Annotated in this window: 21 protein-coding genes; 13 read left to right on the top strand and 8 right to left on the bottom strand. The window is 66.4% G+C overall.

The window, feature by feature from the left end:
• A partial coding sequence (locus tag DW2_RS18940; protein WP_156102856.1) for a DUF4131 domain-containing protein occupies nt 1-658 on the bottom strand: 658 nt, incomplete at its 3' end.
• A 113-nt stretch (nt 659-771) separates the two neighbouring features.
• On the opposite strand from DW2_RS18940, the gene gltX reads away from it, so the two are divergent.
• From gltX to DW2_RS02550, 3 genes are all read left to right on the top strand, one after another.
• Nucleotides 772-2,166 (top strand): glutamate--tRNA ligase, encoded by a 1,395-nt coding sequence (gene gltX / locus DW2_RS02560; protein ID WP_038143511.1) that lies wholly within the window; start codon nt 772-774, stop codon nt 2,164-2,166.
• Between the two features lie 78 nt (nt 2,167-2,244).
• Nucleotides 2,245-3,540, top strand: coding sequence for a citrate synthase (gltA, locus tag DW2_RS02555; protein WP_038143270.1), 1,296 nt, complete (start codon nt 2,245-2,247; stop codon nt 3,538-3,540).
• Between the two features lie 129 nt (nt 3,541-3,669).
• The gene (locus DW2_RS02550; protein WP_038143268.1) at nt 3,670-4,083 is read left to right on the top strand and encodes a DUF1284 domain-containing protein; all 414 of its coding nucleotides are present in this window, start codon (nt 3,670-3,672) and stop codon (nt 4,081-4,083) included.
• 55 nt (nt 4,084-4,138) lie between these two features.
• On the opposite strand, the gene DW2_RS02545 is transcribed toward DW2_RS02550, so the two are convergent.
• Nucleotides 4,139-4,690 carry a biotin transporter BioY gene (locus DW2_RS02545; RefSeq protein WP_038143266.1) on the bottom strand — a complete coding sequence of 184 codons (552 nt, stop codon included), beginning with the start codon at nt 4,688-4,690 and terminating at the stop codon, nt 4,139-4,141.
• Nucleotides 4,691-4,890: 200 nt separating this feature from the next.
• Here DW2_RS02545 and DW2_RS02540 point away from each other — a divergent pair, with 200 nt between their 5' ends.
• The 4 genes from DW2_RS02540 (at nt 4,891) to DW2_RS02525 (ending at nt 8,373) form a co-directional block, all read left to right on the top strand.
• Nucleotides 4,891-5,565 (top strand): SDR family NAD(P)-dependent oxidoreductase, encoded by a 675-nt coding sequence (locus tag DW2_RS02540; RefSeq protein ID WP_051855180.1) that lies wholly within the window; start codon nt 4,891-4,893, stop codon nt 5,563-5,565.
• Nucleotides 5,566-5,676: 111 nt separating this feature from the next.
• Complete coding sequence (gene surE / locus DW2_RS02535) at nt 5,677-6,462, top strand: 5'/3'-nucleotidase SurE (protein WP_038143263.1); 786 nt, start codon at nt 5,677-5,679, stop codon at nt 6,460-6,462.
• Nucleotides 6,459-7,115, top strand: coding sequence for a protein-L-isoaspartate(D-aspartate) O-methyltransferase (locus DW2_RS02530; RefSeq protein ID WP_038143260.1), 657 nt, complete (start codon nt 6,459-6,461; stop codon nt 7,113-7,115). The genes surE and DW2_RS02530 overlap by 4 nt, the downstream gene beginning before the upstream one ends.
• 55 nt (nt 7,116-7,170) lie before the next feature.
• On the top strand, nt 7,171-8,373 hold the full coding sequence (locus DW2_RS02525) for a LysM peptidoglycan-binding domain-containing protein (protein WP_038143258.1): 1,203 nt from the start codon (nt 7,171-7,173) through the stop codon (nt 8,371-8,373).
• A gap of 25 nt (nt 8,374-8,398) precedes the next feature.
• Here the strand turns inward: DW2_RS02525 and DW2_RS02520 are convergent, their stop codons facing one another.
• Nucleotides 8,399-8,824 (bottom strand): Lrp/AsnC family transcriptional regulator, encoded by a 426-nt coding sequence (locus DW2_RS02520; RefSeq protein WP_038143255.1) that lies wholly within the window; start codon nt 8,822-8,824, stop codon nt 8,399-8,401.
• 124 nt (nt 8,825-8,948) lie between these two features.
• Between DW2_RS02520 and rocF the strand changes: the two genes are divergently transcribed.
• From rocF to DW2_RS02505, 3 genes are all read left to right on the top strand, one after another.
• On the top strand, nt 8,949-9,875 hold the full coding sequence (rocF, locus tag DW2_RS02515) for an arginase (RefSeq protein WP_038143251.1): 927 nt from the start codon (nt 8,949-8,951) through the stop codon (nt 9,873-9,875).
• Nucleotides 9,876-9,880: 5 nt separating this feature from the next.
• Complete coding sequence (locus DW2_RS02510) at nt 9,881-10,930, top strand: ornithine cyclodeaminase (protein ID WP_038143509.1); 1,050 nt, start codon at nt 9,881-9,883, stop codon at nt 10,928-10,930.
• A gap of 71 nt (nt 10,931-11,001) precedes the next feature.
• Nucleotides 11,002-12,315 (top strand): NAD(P)/FAD-dependent oxidoreductase, encoded by a 1,314-nt coding sequence (locus DW2_RS02505; RefSeq protein ID WP_038143506.1) that lies wholly within the window; start codon nt 11,002-11,004, stop codon nt 12,313-12,315.
• Nucleotides 12,316-12,339: 24 nt separating this feature from the next.
• Here DW2_RS02505 and DW2_RS02500 read toward each other — a convergent pair whose 3' ends face one another.
• From DW2_RS02500 to DW2_RS02485, 4 genes are all read right to left on the bottom strand, one after another.
• Nucleotides 12,340-13,182 (bottom strand): ATP-binding protein, encoded by an 843-nt coding sequence (locus tag DW2_RS02500; RefSeq protein WP_038143249.1) that lies wholly within the window; start codon nt 13,180-13,182, stop codon nt 12,340-12,342.
• Nucleotides 13,179-14,084, bottom strand: coding sequence for a twin-arginine translocase subunit TatC (gene tatC, locus DW2_RS02495; RefSeq protein WP_038143246.1), 906 nt, complete (start codon nt 14,082-14,084; stop codon nt 13,179-13,181). Before tatC ends, DW2_RS02500 begins: the two co-directional genes overlap by 4 nt.
• Entirely contained in the window at nt 14,081-14,620 is a 540-nt protein-coding gene (gene tatB / locus DW2_RS02490; RefSeq protein ID WP_038143245.1) for a Sec-independent protein translocase protein TatB, read from the bottom strand. The genes tatC and tatB overlap by 4 nt, the downstream gene beginning before the upstream one ends.
• A gap of 67 nt (nt 14,621-14,687) precedes the next feature.
• Entirely contained in the window at nt 14,688-14,903 is a 216-nt protein-coding gene (locus DW2_RS02485) for a twin-arginine translocase TatA/TatE family subunit (RefSeq protein WP_038143243.1), read from the bottom strand.
• Between the two features lie 192 nt (nt 14,904-15,095).
• On the opposite strand from DW2_RS02485, the gene DW2_RS02480 reads away from it, so the two are divergent.
• From DW2_RS02480 to DW2_RS02470, 3 genes are all read left to right on the top strand, one after another.
• Nucleotides 15,096-15,482, top strand: coding sequence for a helix-turn-helix transcriptional regulator (locus DW2_RS02480; protein WP_051855175.1), 387 nt, complete (start codon nt 15,096-15,098; stop codon nt 15,480-15,482).
• Nucleotides 15,483-15,510: 28 nt separating this feature from the next.
• Nucleotides 15,511-16,149 (top strand): MarC family protein, encoded by a 639-nt coding sequence (locus DW2_RS02475; RefSeq protein WP_038143241.1) that lies wholly within the window; start codon nt 15,511-15,513, stop codon nt 16,147-16,149.
• A 72-nt stretch (nt 16,150-16,221) separates the two neighbouring features.
• Complete coding sequence (locus DW2_RS02470) at nt 16,222-16,815, top strand: retropepsin-like aspartic protease family protein (RefSeq protein WP_038143238.1); 594 nt, start codon at nt 16,222-16,224, stop codon at nt 16,813-16,815.
• Between the two features lie 253 nt (nt 16,816-17,068).
• Here the strand turns inward: DW2_RS02470 and DW2_RS02465 are convergent, their stop codons facing one another.
• Nucleotides 17,069-18,310 carry a glycerate kinase type-2 family protein gene (locus DW2_RS02465; protein WP_038143235.1) on the bottom strand — a complete coding sequence of 414 codons (1,242 nt, stop codon included), beginning with the start codon at nt 18,308-18,310 and terminating at the stop codon, nt 17,069-17,071.
• Between the last annotated feature and the right edge of the window lie 60 nt (nt 18,311-18,370).

The following is an 18,370-nucleotide window of genomic DNA, read 5'->3' as shown; positions in this document are numbered from 1 at the left end:
CCCCGCCCGGGAGCCGGTCGAACCAGGCCGCGCGCCGAAAATCGTAGCCGTCCGGAGCGGCGGGCGGCGGTGGCGGCGAGAGATGCGCGCGCATTGTGACGCGCATGCCCGGGACAGGCTGGAGTTGCTCCTGATCGCCGTGCATCGTGACCCGGACCCGTTCGGGCCAGCGGTCTTGCGGCAGGCGCTCGAGACGCAACCGGTCGAGGGTCAGGCGCAGCCGGTCCGAGGAAGAGCGGTCGATCTGGACGATGCGCCCCTCGACCAGGCCGTAATAGCGGTAGCCGAGGACGGGTGCGGCCACGAGATGGGCGCGCAGCCCCGCGAGCAGGAAGCCGAGCGCGGCGAGTGCGAGTATCGCGGCGGGAAAACGCGCGGCGAGAGGTGCGCGCGCCCAGAGCCCCGCGCCGCTCAGGCCAAGCGCCGCCGCGAGGCCGTAACTGCCCGTGCGCGGCTCGACCGGCATGGAGAAATAGGCCCCGGCCCCGAGCCCGAGCGCAATGGGCATCCAAAGGAAGAGCCGCGAGCGCGCGCGCACGAGTGCTCCCAAGGGGTCGTCGAGCCCGCCGAAGAGCGCGTGCCACCAGCGCCAAGGCCGCCCTGCCCGGGCTCGGGGCGCATAATCGGGCCAATCCGCGTGCTCGGCATTCCAGGCCATGCTTGTCCTCGGCCCCGTCCCTGCTTATGCATCCACGCGAGAAAGCCTACGGGCTTCATGGTTTCCGAAAGGTAAACGCGGGCCGCAACGCGCCCTGCGAAGAAAGGCCCCAGATGTCCGACCAGATCGTCACCCGTTTCGCCCCCTCGCCCACCGGTTATCTGCATATCGGCGGCGCCCGCACCGCGCTGTTCAACTGGCTCTATGCACGCGGTCGCGGCGGCAAGTTCCTGTTGCGCATCGAGGATACCGATCGCGAACGCTCGACCCCCGAGGCGACCGCGGCGATCCTCAAGGGGCTCGACTGGCTCGGGCTCGACCATGACGGCGAGGTGGTGAGCCAAGCCGCGGGGGCCGCGCGCCATGCCGAGGTCGCGCACCAGATGCTGGAGGCGGGCAAGGCCTATAAGTGTTTCTCGACCCAGGAAGAGATCGCGGCCTTCCGCGAGCAGCCCGAGAACAAGAACAAGATGTTTCCCTCGCCCTGGCGCGATGCCGACCCGTCCAGCCATCCCGACGCGCCCTATGTGATCCGCCTGAAAGCCCCGCGCGAGGGCGAGACGGTGATCCGCGACGCGGTGCAGGGAGATGTGACGATCCGCAACGATCAGCTCGATGACATGATCTGTTTACGTTCGGACGGTACGCCCACCTACATGCTGGCTGTAGTCGTCGATGACCATGATATGGGCGTGACCCATGTGATCCGGGGGGATGACCACCTCGTCAATGCCGCGCGCCAGATCCAGGTCTATCAGGCGATGGGCTGGGACGTACCCGTCTTCGCGCATATCCCGCTCATCCACGGCCCCGACGGCAAGAAACTGTCGAAGCGTCACGGCGCGGTCGGGCTCGAGCAGTATCAGGCGATGGGGTATCCCGCGCCGGGGATGCGCAACTACCTCGCGCGGCTCGGCTGGAGCCACGGCGATGACGAGTTCTTCACCGACGAGCAGGCGAAGGAATGGTTCGATCTCGCGGGGATCGGCAAGTCGCCCGCGCGGCTCGATTTCAAGAAGCTCGAGAATATCTGCGGACAGCATATCGCGGTCACCGACGAGGCCGAATTGCTGCACGAGATCGAAGGCTATCTTGCAGCCGCAGAAAAACCTCCGCTGTCCGAAACGGAACGTCACGAACTTCTCAAGGCCCTTCCGATCATGAAGGGATCGGCGAAGACGCTGCCGCAACTCCTTGAAAAGGCTCACTTCGTTCTCGCGCAACGTCCGATCGAGATCGAGGAGAAGGCGGCGAAGGCACTCGATGCGGTATCCCGTGGTATACTGAAGCAATTGACCTTTGCGCTGCAACACGCTAATTGGTCGCGCGAAGAACTGGAGGCTGCCGTCGGGCAGGTTGCCGAAGCCCATGGGCTCGGCCTCGGGAAGGTCGCTGCACCGATGAGGGCGGCCCTTGCCGGGCGATCAGCCACCCCCAGCGTATTCGACATGATGCTGGTTCTGGGTCGGGAGGAAACTCTGGCCCGACTGGACGATCAGGCGGCCTGAGGCCTGGCCGCCCTCTCCGGGCATGACCCGGACGTGACATACCGGCGCGGCCCAGCCGGACGAAGAAAGGGAATATACATGGCTGAAAATCAGAAGACCGCCACGCTTACGCTCGACGGACAAACCTATGAGCTTCCCGTGCTCTCGCCCAGTGCCGGCCCCGATGTGATCGACATCCGCAAGCTCTATGGTCAGGCCGACGTCTTCACCTACGACCCCGGCTTCACCTCGACCGCATCCTGCGAGTCGAAGATCACCTTCATCGACGGCGGCAAGGGTGAGCTTCTCTATCGCGGCTACCCGATCGACCAGCTCGCCGAGAAATCCCACTATCTCGAAGTCTGCTACCTGCTGCTCTACGGAGAGCTGCCGAGCGCCCAGCAGATGGAGGATTTCGAGAACCGGGTCACGCGCCACACGATGATCCACGAGCAGATGAAGGACTTCTTCCGCGGCTTCCGTCGTGACAGCCACCCGATGGCGACGATGGTCGGTGTGGTCGGCGCCCTTTCGGCCTTCTACCACGACAGCCTCGACATCTCCGATCCCTGGCAGCGCGAGGTCGCCTCGATCCGCCTGATCGCCAAGCTCCCGACGATCGCGGCGATGGCCTACAAGTATTCGATCGGCCAACCCTTCGTCTATCCGCGCAACGATCTGAACTATGCCGAGAACTTCCTGCATATGTGCTTCTCGGTGCCCGCCGACGACTACAAGGTCGAACCGGCGCTGGCCCGCGCCATGGACCGCATCTTCACGCTCCATGCCGATCACGAGCAGAACGCCTCGACCTCGACCGTGCGCCTTGCCGGTTCCTCCGGGGCGAACCCCTTCGCCTGCATCGCCGCCGGCATCGCCTGCCTCTGGGGCCCGGCCCATGGCGGCGCCAACCAGGCCTGCCTCGAGATGCTGCGCGAGATCGGCACCGTCGACCAGATCCCCGAATACATCAAGCGCGCCAAGGACAAGGATGATCCCTTCCGCCTGATGGGTTTCGGCCACCGCGTCTACAAGAACTTCGACCCGCGCGCGAAGGTGATGAAGCAGTCGGCGGACGAGGTGCTCGACCTGCTCGGCATCCACGACAACCCGACCCTCCAGGTCGCCAAGGAGCTCGAGAAGATCGCGCTGGAAGACGAGTATTTCGTCTCGAAGAAGCTCTACCCGAATGTCGATTTCTATTCGGGCATCATCCTCGAGGCGATGGGCTTCCCGACCTCGATGTTCACCCCGATCTTCGCGCTGTCGCGCACCGTGGGCTGGATCTCGCAGTGGAAAGAGATGATCGAGGATCCGATCGGCAAGATCGGCCGTCCGCGTCAGCTCTACACCGGCGCGACCTATCGCGACTATGTCGATGTCGAGAAGCGCTGAGGCGATCTGATAGAATTGGGCGGGCCGGGGAGACTTCCCGGCCCGCTTTGTTTTTGCGAAAGCCGGAAACGGGCAGTCTCATGCGGGCGCGCCCGCAGCCCACACGAACCGACCGAGACCCAAGGCAAGATGACACATCGTCTGAAATTCCGTCCGCATCATTTCCTCTGTTCGCTCGGTTTCGAGGGAAAGGGCTATTCCGAGGAATTCACCGCGAACATGAGCGGGATCGTGGAAGGTCGCCTGCGCCGCCCGGATGGCCCCGCCGTCGAGATCGAGGTCGTGGGCGCGGCGGATGATATCTGCGGCCCCTGCCCCTCCCGGCGCGGGTCGGGATGCAGCTCGCAGGACCGGATCGCACGGATCGACGCGTCCCACGCGCGGGCGCTCGGGCTCGCTCCGGGCGACGTCCTGACCTGGGGCGAGGCGCTCGAGCGTATGGCGGCCCTTCCGGGGGATGTTCACCAGGAGATCTGTGCGGAATGCCAATGGCTTTCGGGGGGGATGTGTGCGGCCTCGCTCGCCCGGCTCAAGGCAAAATGAAAGCGCCGCCCGGATGGGGCGGCGCTTTGCATGATCCGTGTCTGGGGCGCTTCGCTTAGCGCTTGGAAACCCAGTTCCAGCCGCCCGAGACGATCAGCGCGGCGAGCACCGCCTTGATCGCGTCGCCCAGCAGGAAGGGCGCCATCCAGCCCGAAATCAGAGCGGGAATGGTCTTGCCCATCACCACCGCCGGCCAGGCCAGGCCCGGGATGTAAAGCACGACCGTGGCGAGCAGACCGGCCAGCGTGAGGCCGAGCACCGACTTGATGCCACGATCGGCTGCGGCGCCAGCCACCGCGACCATCGCGAGGAAGCCCAGCAGGAAACCTGCGGTGGGGCCGAAGAAAGCGGCGGTCGAGCCGCCATTGGCGAGAACCGGCAGGCCGGCGAGGCCTTCCGCAAGCCAGGCCGCGACGGTCACAAGCCCCATGCGCGCGCCGAAGGTCATGCCGATCGCGAGGACGGCAAGCGTCTGCAGCGTCATCGGCACGGGCACCATCGGCACCGAGACTTGCGAGGCCGCGGCGAGCACCGCAGTACCGCCCAGCACCATCGCGACGCGCGTGGCGAGCGAGCCGGAGCTCACAAGGGCTTTCGAAAGAGTCATGGCGTATCCTATTCGTTCGTTGACGACCTCGCGGCACCTTTGCGATTTTGTCACCAACTGTCAACGTGTCGCGATGACAGTCGCGCGACATTGCAAAGCCTTCCGCAGGGTCGATACGCAAATTTGCAAAGGCTTCTTCGAGGGCCTTCATCCCCACGTCGTGCTTGCGCGGGACCGGGCGCGGTGGCAAAACGCGCGCCATGAACACCGATCAGACCCAAGACCCTTCGCAGGGCAAGAAACTCGCCCTCATCACCGGCGCCTCGCGCGGGCTCGGAGCGGCTCTGGCCGAGGCTCTGACTGCGGATGGCTGGCACATCATGGCGGTCGCGCGCACCTCCGGGGCACTCGAGGAACTCGATGACCGCATCCAGGCGGCGGGCGGCACCGCTTCGCTCGGCCCGCTCGACGTGACCGATCCCGAGCAGATGGCCCATCTCGCGCAATCCATCGCGGCGCGTTGGGGCGGGGTCGATCTGTGGGCGCATTGCGCGATCCATGCCGCCCCGCTCAGCCCGGCCGGGCATATCGACGCGAAGGAAATCGCGCGCTCGACCGCGGTGAACTTCACCGCCACCGCGCAGCTGATCGGGCTGATCGAGCCGCTCCTGCTCGCGCGCAAGGGCACCGCGCTGTTCTTCGACGATCCGCGCGCGGGGCAGAAATTCTTCGGCATCTACGGCGCGACCAAGGGCGCCCAGATGGCGCTCGCCCATAGCTGGCAGGCGGAGACCGCGAAGATCGGGCCGCGCGTCGTGATCGCGGAGCCGCAGCCGATGGCGACCGCGCTGCGCGGGCGGTTCTTCCCCGGCGAGGATCGCGACCAGCTCGCGGACCGCCATGCGGAAGCGCGGCGCATCCTGTCGGAGCTCTGAGCGTCACCTGCGGCCCTGTTGCGACACTCGCGGCCTGCGCGCGCGGCGCGCTTTACGCTGTCGCGCCCCCGCGCTAAGCAACGGGACAAGGAGCAGGAAGCCGGAGGCCGCATGCGCATTCTCATCACCAATGACGACGGGATCGACGCGCCGGGACTGAAGGTCCTGACCGAGATCGCCCACGAGCTTGCAGGTCCCGACGGCGAGGTCTGGACGGTCGCGCCCGCCTTCGAGCAATCGGGCGTCGCGCATTGCATCTCCTATACCCATCCGATGATGATCTCGAAGCTCTCGGAGCGCCGGTTCGCCGCCGAGGGCAGCCCGGCCGACTGCGTGCTCGCGGGGCTCTATGACGTGATGCCCGAAACCCGGCCGGACCTGGTGCTGTCCGGGGTGAACCGCGGCAACAATTCGGCCGAGAACGCACTCTATTCGGGGACGTTGGGCGGCGCGATGGAGGCGGCCCTTCAGGGGGTGCCCGCGATCGCGCTCTCGCAGTTCCTGGGCCCCGAGGTCTTCGAGAGCGACGACATGTTCGAGGCTGCCCGCCTGCACGGTGCCGAGATCGTGCGCAAGATCTGGACGAACGGCATCTGGGACGACGCGCATTACCGGATCTTCTACAACGTCAACTTCCCGCCCGTCCCGGCCGCGAAAGTTCGCGGCCACAAGGTCGCGGCGCAGGGCTTCCGCACCGAATGTTTCTTCGGCGTCGAGCCGCACCGTTCGCCCGCGGGCAAGCGGTTCCTCTGGATCAAGGGCGGACCGCAGCACATGCCGACCCAGCCCGGCACCGATGCCGCGGTGAATCTCGACGGCTTCATCTCGATCACCCCGATGCGCGCGGACCTGACCGCGCATGACGTCATTTGCGACCTGGAGGAACGTCTGGGATGAGCGACGACGCGCAGGGGGATCAGGCCGAGCGCAAGATGCGCTTCCTTTTCGCGCTGCGCTCAAAGGGCGTGACCGACGCACGCACCCTCTCGGCGATGGAAGCGGTCGACCGGGGGCGCTTTGTGCGCGGGCTCTTCGCGGATCGCGCCTATGAGGACATGCCGCTGCCGATCGCCTGCGGCCAGACGATCTCGCAGCCCTCGGTGGTCGGGTTGATGACTCAGGCGCTCCAGGTCGGCGCGCGCGATACGGTGCTCGAGATCGGCACCGGATCGGGCTATCAGGCGGCGATCCTGAGCCAGCTCGCCCGTCGCGTCTACAGCGTCGACCGGCACCGCCGGCTCGTGCGCGAGGCCGAGGCTCTCTTCGCGGATCTCTCGCTGAGCAATATCGTCACCATCGCGGGGGACGGCTCGCGCGGGCTGCCCGATCAGGCGCCCTTCGATAGAATCATCGTGACCGCGGCCGCCGAGGACCCGCCCGGCCCGCTCTTGGCCCAGCTCAAGATCGGGGGTATCATGGTGTTGCCCGTCGGTCAGTCGGACACCGTGCAGAGCCTGATCCGGGTCCGCCGGCTCGAGACGGGCTTTGACTATGAAGAGTTGCGGCCGGTGCGGTTCGTGCCCCTCGTCGAGGGCATGGCGAATGACTGAAGAACGGTTGATCAAGGACCCTCGAGAGGTCCGGAAAAACAGTGAGGACGAGCGGATGGCATCGAGTATCTCCCGGCTGCGGCTGATTTTGGCAGGCAGCGCCGCATTGAGCGTGCTGGCGGCCTGTATGCCCAATGGCGGCTTCGACATGGACCTGCGCGGTCTCGGCAATGGCGGGCTGGATACCTCCTCCGCCGCCCAGCAGGCCATGCAGGACCGCCCGCGCCCGGACGCGCGGGGCGTGATTTCCTACCCCAATTATCAGGTCGTGGTGGCCCGTCGCGGCGATACCGCGACCTCGATCGCCCAGCGGCTCGGCCTCGATTCCGGCACGCTCGCGCGCTACAACGCCGTCGATCCGAATGCCGCGCTCAATCAGGGCGAAGTGCTGGCGCTGCCCAACAAGGTCGCGGCGGGCGCGACCGCGGGCACCGGGAATAATCCCGGCGCGCTGACGGCCGAAACCATCGACATCACCTCGCTCGCCTCGAACGCGATCGACAAGGCGCAGGTCAGCCAGCCCGCCGCCGCGAGCACCGCGCCCAAGGCCGCGACGCCCGCCGCCGGCCCGGAGCCGACCCGTCACAAGGTCGCCCGCGGCGAGACCGCCTATTCCATCGCCCGCTACTATGGCGTCCCGGTCAAGGCCCTCGCCGAATGGAACGGGCTGCCCAACGACCTGAGCGTGCGCGAAGGTCAGGTGCTGATGATCCCGGTCGCCGCGAGCCGCCAGCCCCAGCAGACCGCGAGCGCGAATACCACCACCCAACCGGGCGCGGGCTCCCCGACCCCTGTGCCGCCCTCGGCTTCCGAACCGCTGCCGAGCAGCAGTCCGCCGAAGGCCTCCGCCCCGGTGCCGAGTTCGGCCGCGCCCGATCTGGGCTCGGACCGAAGCAAGGCCTCGGATACCTCGCAATTGCTGATGCCGGTCTCGGGCTCGATCATCCGCCCGTTCAAGAAGGGCAAGAATGACGGGATCGACATCTCCGCCGCACCGGGCACCTCGGTGAAGGCGGCCGATGGCGGGACCGTCCTGCTGATCAGCCAGGATACCGAGGACGTCTCCTTCCTCGCGATCAAGCACGCCAACAACCTGGTGACCGTCTATTACAACGTGAACGGGATCTCGGTGAAGAAAGGCGCGAGCGTGAAGCGCGGGCAGACCATCGCCAAGGTCGCGCCGGGCGATCCGGGCTATCTGCATTTCGAAGTCCGCAAGGGGATCGAGTCGGTCGATCCGATGCCCTATCTGAACTGAGCCGATGCGCGGGCTGGCCTCATCGTCAGCCCGCGACCGGCGCCAGCAAGAGGCAGCTTTCGCTGTTGAGAACGCCTGGGATCTCGCGGATCTGGCGCAGCGCCCGGTCGAAATCGGCGAGGCTTTCGGCGCGGATCTCCGCCACCAGATCCCAGTTCCCGTTCGTCGCATAGACCGTCGCCACCTCGGCGATCCGGTGCAGCGAGCGGATCACCGCACGCGACATCTTTCCCTGCAACTCAACCATGGTGATCGCCCGCACCTGCCCTTCGGCATCGGTGTCGGTCTCGATCGTGAACCGCCGGATCCGCCCGGAGGCCACCAGCGCCTCGAGCCGGGTCCGCGCGGTGGTGCGCGACACCCCGACCCGAAGGGCCAGATCCGTCACCGACAGCCGCGCATCGGCGCGCAAAGCCGCGATGATCGCGCGGTCGGTCTCGTCGTTACGCATGGTGGACTTTCCATTTCGGGCATCAGGGTGATCAATTTGATCAAAAATAGGGCCGAATTGCGCATTTTGGCAAGCGAAACCCATGAGCCAATTCGGCATCTTCAAGACAACAAGGGAGTTAGAGATGACGCGAACCTGTTCGATCCTGGGCGCGCCGGTGCAAACAGGCGCCTCGCAACCGGGCTGCATCATGGGACCTGCCAGCCTGCGCACGGCGGGATTGCTGCGGACCCTCGCCGATCTGGGCTGGGAGGTGACCGATCTGGGCGATCTTTCGATCGGGGCACAGGAGCCGGTTACCCACGCGAACCCGGCAATTCACGATCTGGCCGAAACCCGCGCCTGGATCGAGGCGCTTTCGGAGGCCGCGTTCAACGCCGCGCAGACCCATGATCGCCCGATCTTCATCGGCGGCGATCACGCGCTGGCGGCAGGCACGCTGAGCGGTATCGCGCGCCACGCGGCCACGCAGGCGCGGCCGCTCTTCGTACTCTGGCTCGACGCCCATCCCGACCTGCACACGCTGAGGACCACCACCAGCGGCAACCTGCATGGCACGCCCGTGGCCTATGTCACCGGCCAGCCCGATTTCGATGCCTTCCCGCCCCTCGAAGCCAGCATCGACCCGGCCAATTTCTGCATGATGGGGATCCGCTCCGTCGATCCGGCAGAGCGCGAGCGCATCGCGAAGATCGGGATGGAGGTGCATGACATGCGCGCGCTCGACGAGACCGGCGTTCTGGCTCCGCTGCGCGCCTTCCTCGCGCGCGTGCGCGCGGCCAACGGGTTGCTGCATATCAGCTTCGACGTGGATTTTCTCGATCCCGAGATTGCGCCCGCGGTGGGCACCACGGTGCCCGGGGGCGCGACCTTCCGCGAGGCGCATCTGATCATGGAAGAGCTGTGCGACAGCGAACTCGTGACCTCGCTCGACCTCGTCGAACTCAACCCCTTCCTCGATGAACGCGGGCGCACCGCGAAACTGATCTGCGATCTCACCGCGAGCCTCTTCGGCCGTCGCGTGCTCGACCGCATGACCCGGAGTTACTGATGGACATGTCCCCTCTCGCCCCCTCGAAACTCGCACTCGTCCCCTTCGTCTCGGTCGCCAACATGATGCGGCTGGTGAACGAGATCGGACCCGAGCAGGTGATGCGTGACCTCGCCGCCTATATCGAAGAGGATTTCCGCCGCTGGCCCGATTTTGACAAGACGCCGCGCGTGGCGAGCCATTCGGCGGAGGGCGTGATCGAGTTGATGCCCACCGCGGATGCCGAGAATTACGGCTTCAAATACGTCAACGGCCACCCCACGAACGGCCGCACCGGCCATCAGACCGTGACGGCATTCGGTGTGCTCTCCTCGGTGGCGACGGGCTATCCGCTGCTGCTGACCGAGATGACGCTGCTGACTGCGCTGCGCACGGCCGCGACCTCGGCACTGGTCGGGAAATACCTCGCGCCGAAAGGGGCAAAGGTGATGGGGATGATCGGGAATGGCGCGCAATGCGAATTTCAGGCGCTGGCCTTCCGCGCGATTTGCGGGATCGACGCGCTGCGGCTTTACGATATCGACCCGGCGGCGACCGAGAAGGCGGCAAGGAACCTCACCGCTCAAGGGTTCACCGTCACGAAATGCCGCTCGGGCGAGGAGGCCGTCGAGGGCGCGCAGATCATCACGACCTGCACCGCCGACAAGCAATATGCGACGATCCTGACCGACAACATGGTAGGCTCCGGCGTTCATATCAACGCGATCGGCGGCGACTGCCCCGGCAAGACCGAGCTTCACCGCGATATCCTCACGCGCTCCGACATCTTCGTCGAATACCCGCCCCAGACCCGCATCGAGGGCGAGATCCAGCAGCTCGACGAGGACCATCCGGTGACCGAGCTCTGGCGGGTGATGCGCGGCGAGGCCGAGGGACGGCGCGACGCCAAGCAGATCACGCTGTTCGACTCGGTCGGTTTCGCGATCGAGGATTTCAGCGCGCTGCGCTACATCCACGACCGGGTGCGGGGGAGCGAATATGCCGAGATGCTCGATTTGCTGGCCGATCCGGACGACCCGCGCGATCTTTTCGGGATGCTGACGCGCGCAGGCTGAGCGCCGCTTGCGCTTCGCTCGCGCCCGTGGCACCGAGAGCACGACAGCCCTTCTGAGCGGGAGCGAGCATGATGACCACCCTTCCCAACCACCCCTATGCGGGCGACGGCAGCCATACCGGCAGCTATTACGCGGCTTCCGCCAACCCCGCGCCGATGCGTCCTGAACTCGTGGGCGAGGTGGAGGCGGATATCTGCGTCGTGGGCGCCGGCTTCTCGGGTCTCTCGACCGCGCTGCATCTGGCCGAGAAGGGCTACAGCGTGACGGTGATCGAGGGCGCGCGGATCGGCTGGGGCGCATCGGGGCGCAATGGCGGGCAGATCGTGAACGGGCTCAATGCCAGCCTCGAGACGATCCAGAGCCGCTACGGCCAGGACACCGCGAGTTTCGTCGCCAGCCTCGTGATGGAGGGCGGCGACATCATCCGCGAGCGCATCGCGACCTACGACATCCAATGCGACCTGAAGCACGGCAATGTCTTCGCTGCGCTCACCTCCAAGCATGCCAAGGATCTCGAAGCGCGCTGGAAGCTCTGGCGCAGCTACGGGATCGAGAGCCAGGAGATGCTCTCGGCCTCCGAGATGCGCCAGCACGCGAAATCCGATCTCTATACCGGCGGGATGATCGACCATAAGGGCGGCCATCTGCACCCGCTCAACCTCGCGCTCGGCGAGGCTGCCGCGCTCGAAAGCCTTGGCGGGACCATTTACGAGATGTCGCCCGTCACATCCGTCGATACCGAGGCCGCGCGCCCCGTCATCAGGACCGCGAAGGGCCAGATCACCGCCAAGACGCTGGTGCTGTGCGGCAATGCCTATCTGGGCCATGTGGTGCCCACGCTGGAGCGCCGCGTGATGCCGGTCTCGACGCAGGTGATGGCGACGAAGCCCCTGGGAGAGGCGCTGGCGCGCGAGCTGATGCCCTCGGATGTCTGCATCGAGGACGTGCGCTACATCCTCGACTATTACCGGATGTCCGCCGATCACCGGCTGCTCTTCGGAGGCGGCACGGTCTATGGCGGGGCCGATCCGAAGGACATCAAGGCGAAGCTCTGGAAGAACCTCGTGAAAGTGTTCCCGCAACTCGACGGTACCGAGATCGACTACGCCTGGTCGGGCAATTTCGCGCTCTCGTTCAGCCGCGTGCCTCAGATGGGGCGGATCGGGGCGAACACCTATTTCGCGCATGGCTATTCCGGGCACGGCGTGACCGGGTCGCACACATTCGGGCGGATCCTATCGGAGGCGATCGACGGCGACCTGACGCGTTTCGACACATTCGCCAGGCTACCCTGGATCCCCTTCCCCGGCGGGCGCACCTTCCGCGTGCCCTATTCCGTGATCGGGTCGTGGTGGTACGGGCTGCGCGACAAGCTGGGGGTCTGACCCCCTGCCCCGGCGCGGCGCGGCTCAGAGCGCGACGCCGCGCCTGCCCGCGAGATCGGTGAAATACTGCCAGGCGACGCGGCCCGAGCGTGCCCCGCGCGTGGCCTGCCACTCGATCGCCTCGGCCCGCAGTTCCGCATCGGAGATCTCGACCCCGTAGCTATCGCAATAGCCCCGGATCATCGCGAGATATTCGTCCTGCGAACAGGGGTGAAAGCCCAGCCACAGCCCGAAGCGATCCGACAGCGAGACCTTCTCCTCCACCGCCTCGGAGGGGTTGATGGCGGTCGAGCGCTCGTTCTCGATCATGTCGCGCGGCATCAGGTGGCGGCGGTTCGAGGTGGCATAGAGGATCACGTTCGCCGGCCGCCCCTCGATCCCGCCATCGAGCACCGCTTTCAGCGATTTGTAATGCTGGTCGTCATGGCTGAAGGACAGGTCGTCGCAGAACAGAATGAAACGCATCTCGGGCGCGTCGCGCAGATGCGCGAGCAGACGGCCCACCGAGGGCAGATCCTCGCGCGCCAGTTCCACCAGCTTCAGCGGCAGGCCCTCGTCCACGGCCGCCGCATGGGCCGCCTTCACGAGCGAGCTTTTCCCCATCCCGCGCGCCCCCCACAGGAGCGCGTTGTTTGCCGCCGCACCCCGCGCGAATTGCAGGGTGTTGGCCAGCAACGTATCGCGCGAGCGGTCGATGCCGTGCAGCAGGCGAAGATCGATCCGCGACACCACCGGGACGGGTTCGAGCCGATCGGGCGCGGTGTGCCAGATGAACGCCTCGGCCTGCCGGAAATCCGGCGCGGGCTGCGGTGCGGGCGCGAGGCGTTCGAGGGCCGACGCAATCCGGGTCAGCACCTCGTCGCTCATGCCTTGCCCTCGCGGTCGTCCTCACCCTCGTCGTCGAACGGGTCGTCCTCGTCGAAGGCGCTCTCGAGATCTTCCCATTCGTCGGGGTCGATCCAGGTTCCTTCGGCGCGCATCCGGGCCTCGCGGGTCTTCTCGATCCGCTTCACGATCTGGATGGAGATCTCGTAGAGGCCATAGACCACCGTGAACAGGATCACCTGGCTGACGACGTCCGGCGGAGTCGCGATCGCGGCCACGATCAGGATCGCGACCACGGCATATTTGCGCATGCCGGCGAGACCGCGCGCCGAGACCAGCCCGGCCTTGCCCATCAGCGACAGCAGAACCGGCAGCTGGAAGCAGATCCCGAAGGCCATGACGAACTTGATCGTCAGGTTGAGATATTCCTGCACCGAGCCCTGGAAGCCGATCGCGGCCATATCGTTGGCCCCGGTAGTCGCCCCGATCTCGCCCTGCTGGAAGCCGAGGAAGAAATTGAAGGCAAGCGGCAGGATCACGTAATAAGCGAAGGCCGCGCCGAGGAAGAACATGATCGGCGAGGCGATCAGGAAGGGCAGAAACGCGTTCTTCTCGTTCTTGTAGAGGCCCGGCGCCACGAAACGCCACATCTGATAGGCGATGATCGGGAAGGCCAGAGCGAAACCGCCCAGGAAAGAGATGTTGATCGCGACGAAGAAGCCTTCCTGCAGCTTGATCAGGTAAAGGCCGCATTGCTCGCCGCGCGAGGCCAGCGCCGAACAGACGGGGCGGGTCAGGAAGTTGAAGATCGGGTTCCAGACCGTGTAGCAGACCACCATCGCCGCGACGAAGGCGCCGAGCGAATAGAGGATCCGGGTGCGCAGTTCCGCGAGGTGCTCGATCAGCGGGGCGGCGCTGTCCTCGATCTCGTCATGCTCGCTCATGCGTCATCCTTCTTGGGCGCGGGCTTGCGCGCCGCGGCCGTCTTCTTCGCCGCCGGTTTCGCGGCGGTCTTGCTGCTCGATTTGGGGGCCGTTTTTGCCGCCGGTTTCGCCGCCGCCGTCTTCTTCGGCGCGGCGGCCTTTTTCGCGGCGGGCTTCTTGCCTGCGGGTTTCGCCGGTGCCGCCTCGGGTTTGGGCGGCTCCGCCTCCGGATCGGGCTTGAGCGCGGCGGCTTTCGAGCTGTCGGGAATCTTGGGCTCCCATTTCTCGAAACTGTCAGCCGCCTTCTCGAGCGCGTCGATGCCAAGCGATTTCTTCGAGGCCAGGGACTTGAGATCGCGCATCGAACCTGCGGCCTCGTCGAGCCCGGTATCTTTCGCGGCGTCCTCCATGGCGCGCGAAAACTCGCGCGCCATCGATTTGGCCTTCGCGGTGATCCGGCCAAGCTGATGGAACATCTTGGGCAGATCCTTCGGACCCACCACGATCAGCGCCACGACGCCAACCAGCAGAAGTTCGCTCCAACCGATGTCGAACATGCGTGCTCAGGCCCTCCGGCCAGTTCTTCGGGACATCCTGGGCCTCAGCCCCGCGACGCGGACAGGCTCAGGCCTTGTCCTTTTCCTTTTCCGGGGTGACGTCGCGCGCGTCGTCGGAGCTCGCATCCTCGAGCTCTTTCGTGCCGTCGGTCACGCCCTTCTTGAAGGCGGTGATTCCCTTGCCGACCTCGCCCATCAGCGAGGAGATCTTGCCACGGCCGAACAGCACCAGCACCACGACAGCGATCAGAAGAAGGCCGGGAAGGCCGATATTGTTGAGCATAATCTTGTCTCCTCTGATGCAGGCCCGCCGCCCGCACCCGTTTTGCAGGGCCAAGTTTTATGACCATGCGCGCGCCAATCCTAGTCGATTTTCACCGCTTCGCGGGGCGGGAGCGCAGATTACTGACAGTTCATTGTCAGTTGCCCCCGGGAAAGCTACTGTCTTCACGACACGGTCCCTGAGGAGAGCAACGTGACCCGCGACGAGCGATTGCAGCAGATCATCGCGATCCTGCGCGACGGCAAGATGCATCGCGCGCGCGATCTGGCCGCGCGGCTCGATGTCTCGGAGCGCACGATCTGGCGCGACATGGCCGAGATCTCGGCCTATGGCGTACCGGTCGAGGGCGAGCGTGGCGTGGGATATATCCTTCGCCGGGCCGTGGGCCTTCCGCCGCTGGTGCTGACCCGCGAGGAACTGGCCGCGCTCGACCACCTTCTGACGCTGGCCGAGGCTGTGGAGGATCCGCGCATTGCCGCCGGAGCCGCGAGCCTGGCGACGAAGATCCGCGCCGTCCTGCCCCCACCGAGCGCCGAGGACGCGGGGGAAGGGCTGGCGACCGCTCCGACGAAAAGCTAGGGTCGCGCAGGATAGAGAAGAGGTTTCCGTGGCCGGCGCCGAATACATCACCGCCTTCGTGACGCTGTTCGTCATCGTGGACCCGATCGGGCTCGCGCCGGTCTTCATCGCGCTGACGCTCGGCCAGAGCCCGCGTGCACGGTTGCGCATCGCGCTGCGCTCCCTCGTGATCGCGGCGATCCTGCTGACACTGTTCGGCCTGTTCGGCGACAAGATCCTTGCCGGTATCGGGATCTCGATGCCCGCCTTCCGGATCGCGGGCGGCATACTGCTTTTCCTGACCGCCCTCGACATGCTCTTCGAGCGCCGAACCAAGCGGCGCGAGAAGCAGGGCGAGGAACACGAGGCCGAACCCGAACACGATCCGTCGGTCTTCCCGCTCGCCACCCCCCTGCTGGCGGGGCCGGGCGCGATGGCGACGATGATCCTGCTCGCGGGCAAACCGGGGGCGGACTGGCTGCATGTCATGGCGATCCTGATCGTGATGCTCGCGGTGCTCGGCTGCGTCTTCGCGATGTTCCTGCTTGCGACGCCGATCGAGCGTGCGCTCGGGCGAACCGGAACGATGGTGGTGACGCGGCTGCTGGGGATGCTGCTTGCCGCGCTCGCGGTCCAGTTCATTCTCGACGGGTTGCAGGGCGCGGGGCTGATGCCCGCCTTCAGCTGACATTTTGTCCTCTGTGAATCGGGTCATCCTCACCCTACATTCGCCCCGAGAGCGTTTGTGTGACGAGAACCGATGGTAGAGACGATCATCAGCGAGAATTGGGGGCGGCTCGTCTATCTCGGGCTGCTGCTGATCGCAGTGGGCGGGTATTTCCTGCTCGAGATCCGCCGGCGTCCGGGGCGCACCCTGCAGCAGGCGGCGATCTGGGGGCTGATCTTTCTCGGAACGCTCGCCGCTGTGGGGCTCTGGTCGGACATCCAGCGGCAAGTCACGATCCCCGAACAGGCGGTGGTCTCGAACGGCCGGATCGAGGTGCCACAGGCGCCCGATGGCCATTATTACCTCACCGCCGATGTGAACGGCACGCCGACCCGCTTCGTCGTCGATACCGGGGCAAGTCAGGTGGTGCTGACCCAGCAGGCTGCCGAGCGTGCCGGGATTGCCACTCAGGGGCTCGCCTATATCGGGCAGGCCCGCACCGCGAACGGCATCGTCGCCACCGCGCCAGTGCGCATCCGCAGCTTCGATCTCGGGCCGATCCACGATTCAGGGCTGCGCGCGGTCGTCAATCGGGGTGCGATGGATACCTCGCTTCTCGGGATGACCTATCTGACGCGGTTCGCGAAGGTGGAGTTCTCGCGCGGCATGCTGATCCTCGAACGCTGACGCCCCTGCACCGAGGCCGCGTCAGGCGCAGTATCGCCGCGGAGGTGCCTTTTTTGTGCCGCATTCCGCCCCCACCTTCGATCGCGAGCCGATGCTCATCCGATGAAACCGCCCGTGCCGCATGGCAAAGAGGACCCAGTGATGCTCTCTTTCGACACGCTCGCCCTTCTCCTCATCGGGACCGCGATTGCGCGCGAGGCCTATCTGCGCCTGCGCCGGAGCAGCCAGCCGGTCCCCGCGGAAAACACCTGAGCTAGCCTCGGATGAGGACCGCGAGATCGGCCACGTTCGTGCCGGTCGCTCCCGTCATCAACAAAGCCCCCGCCGCCTTCAGGGCGTGATAGCTGTCATTGCGTGCCAGCGCATCGCGCGGGTCGAAGCCCTGCGCGCGGGCCGTGGCGCAGGTGTCTGGCCCGACGAGGCCACCCGCCGCATCGGTCGGCCCGTCGCGTCCGTCCGTCCCGCCCGACAGGAAACACCACGCCCCATCGACGCCCGCCTCCTCCGCGGCCAGAGCGACCCGAAGCGCCAGCTCCTGATTGCGACCGCCGAGGCCGTCGCCGCGCAACGTCACCGTGGTCTCACCACCGAAGGCCAGCGCCTGCCCCGGCGCGAGGTCACGCAGCAGCGACACGAAACGCGGCGCCAGATCCGCCACATCGCCTTCGAGGGGGAACGGCCCCCGTTCGGCCCCGGCCACGACCATCGCATCGACCGAGATCCCGTTCGCCCCGATCAACCGGTTACGCGCGGGCGGCTGGGGCGCGGCCTCCGTCTCCTGTCCGAGGACACGTTGCACCGTCTCCGGCAGCTTCGTCCAGATCCCGAGCCCGCGGCAGAGATCCGCGGCCTCCCGGCGCGTGCCGATCGGTGCGACGGTAGGCCCGGAGGCGATCACGCGCAGATCGTCGCCCGGAACATCGGACAGGATGAGACCGGTCACGGGCGCCGCGCTCGCACCCAGCCAGCCGCCGCCCTTGAGGCGGGAGAGCTGCTGGCGAATGAGGTTCATCTGGGTGATATCGGCCCCGCATCCGAGCAGGAGCCGGCTGACTTCGGCCTTGTCCGCAAGGCTCAGCCCTTCGGCCGGGGCCACGGCCAGAGCGGAGCCGCCACCGGAGATCAGCGCGAGCACCCGATCCTCCGGCCCCATTCGCGCGAGGCAGTCGAGGATCGCCTGCCCTGCCCGTTGGCTGCCAGCACCGGGCACGGGGTGATCGCCTGCGATCAGCGTAGCGTCTTCGGGCGCCTCAGCGTTCTCAGCGTTTTCGGGATTGGTCACGATAAGCGCCTGCGCGCCTTCGGGGAGCGCGCGCAATGCCGCCCCCGCCATCGCGAGCGCCGCCTTGCCCAGTGCCACCACCTGCCAGCGGCCTCCCGGCCCGGGCGGATCCTCGCGGACCCAATCCATAGCCGCGCTCACGCCACCTGCCGGATCGGCCGCGCGAACTCCCGCCTCGAAAATGGCGCGCGCGCGCTGGCTCGGATCACTCATGTCTGTCTCCCCTCTTCGGCTCGCCCCCACTATCCACGCCGCGCCCCGGGCCGCAAGGCC

Source organism: Thioclava atlantica, assembly GCF_000737065.1.
GTDB lineage: Bacteria > Pseudomonadota > Alphaproteobacteria > Rhodobacterales > Rhodobacteraceae > Thioclava > Thioclava atlantica.
The sequence above is the reverse complement of the archived record's forward strand: the minus strand, read 5'-3'. Positions and strand labels throughout refer to the sequence as shown.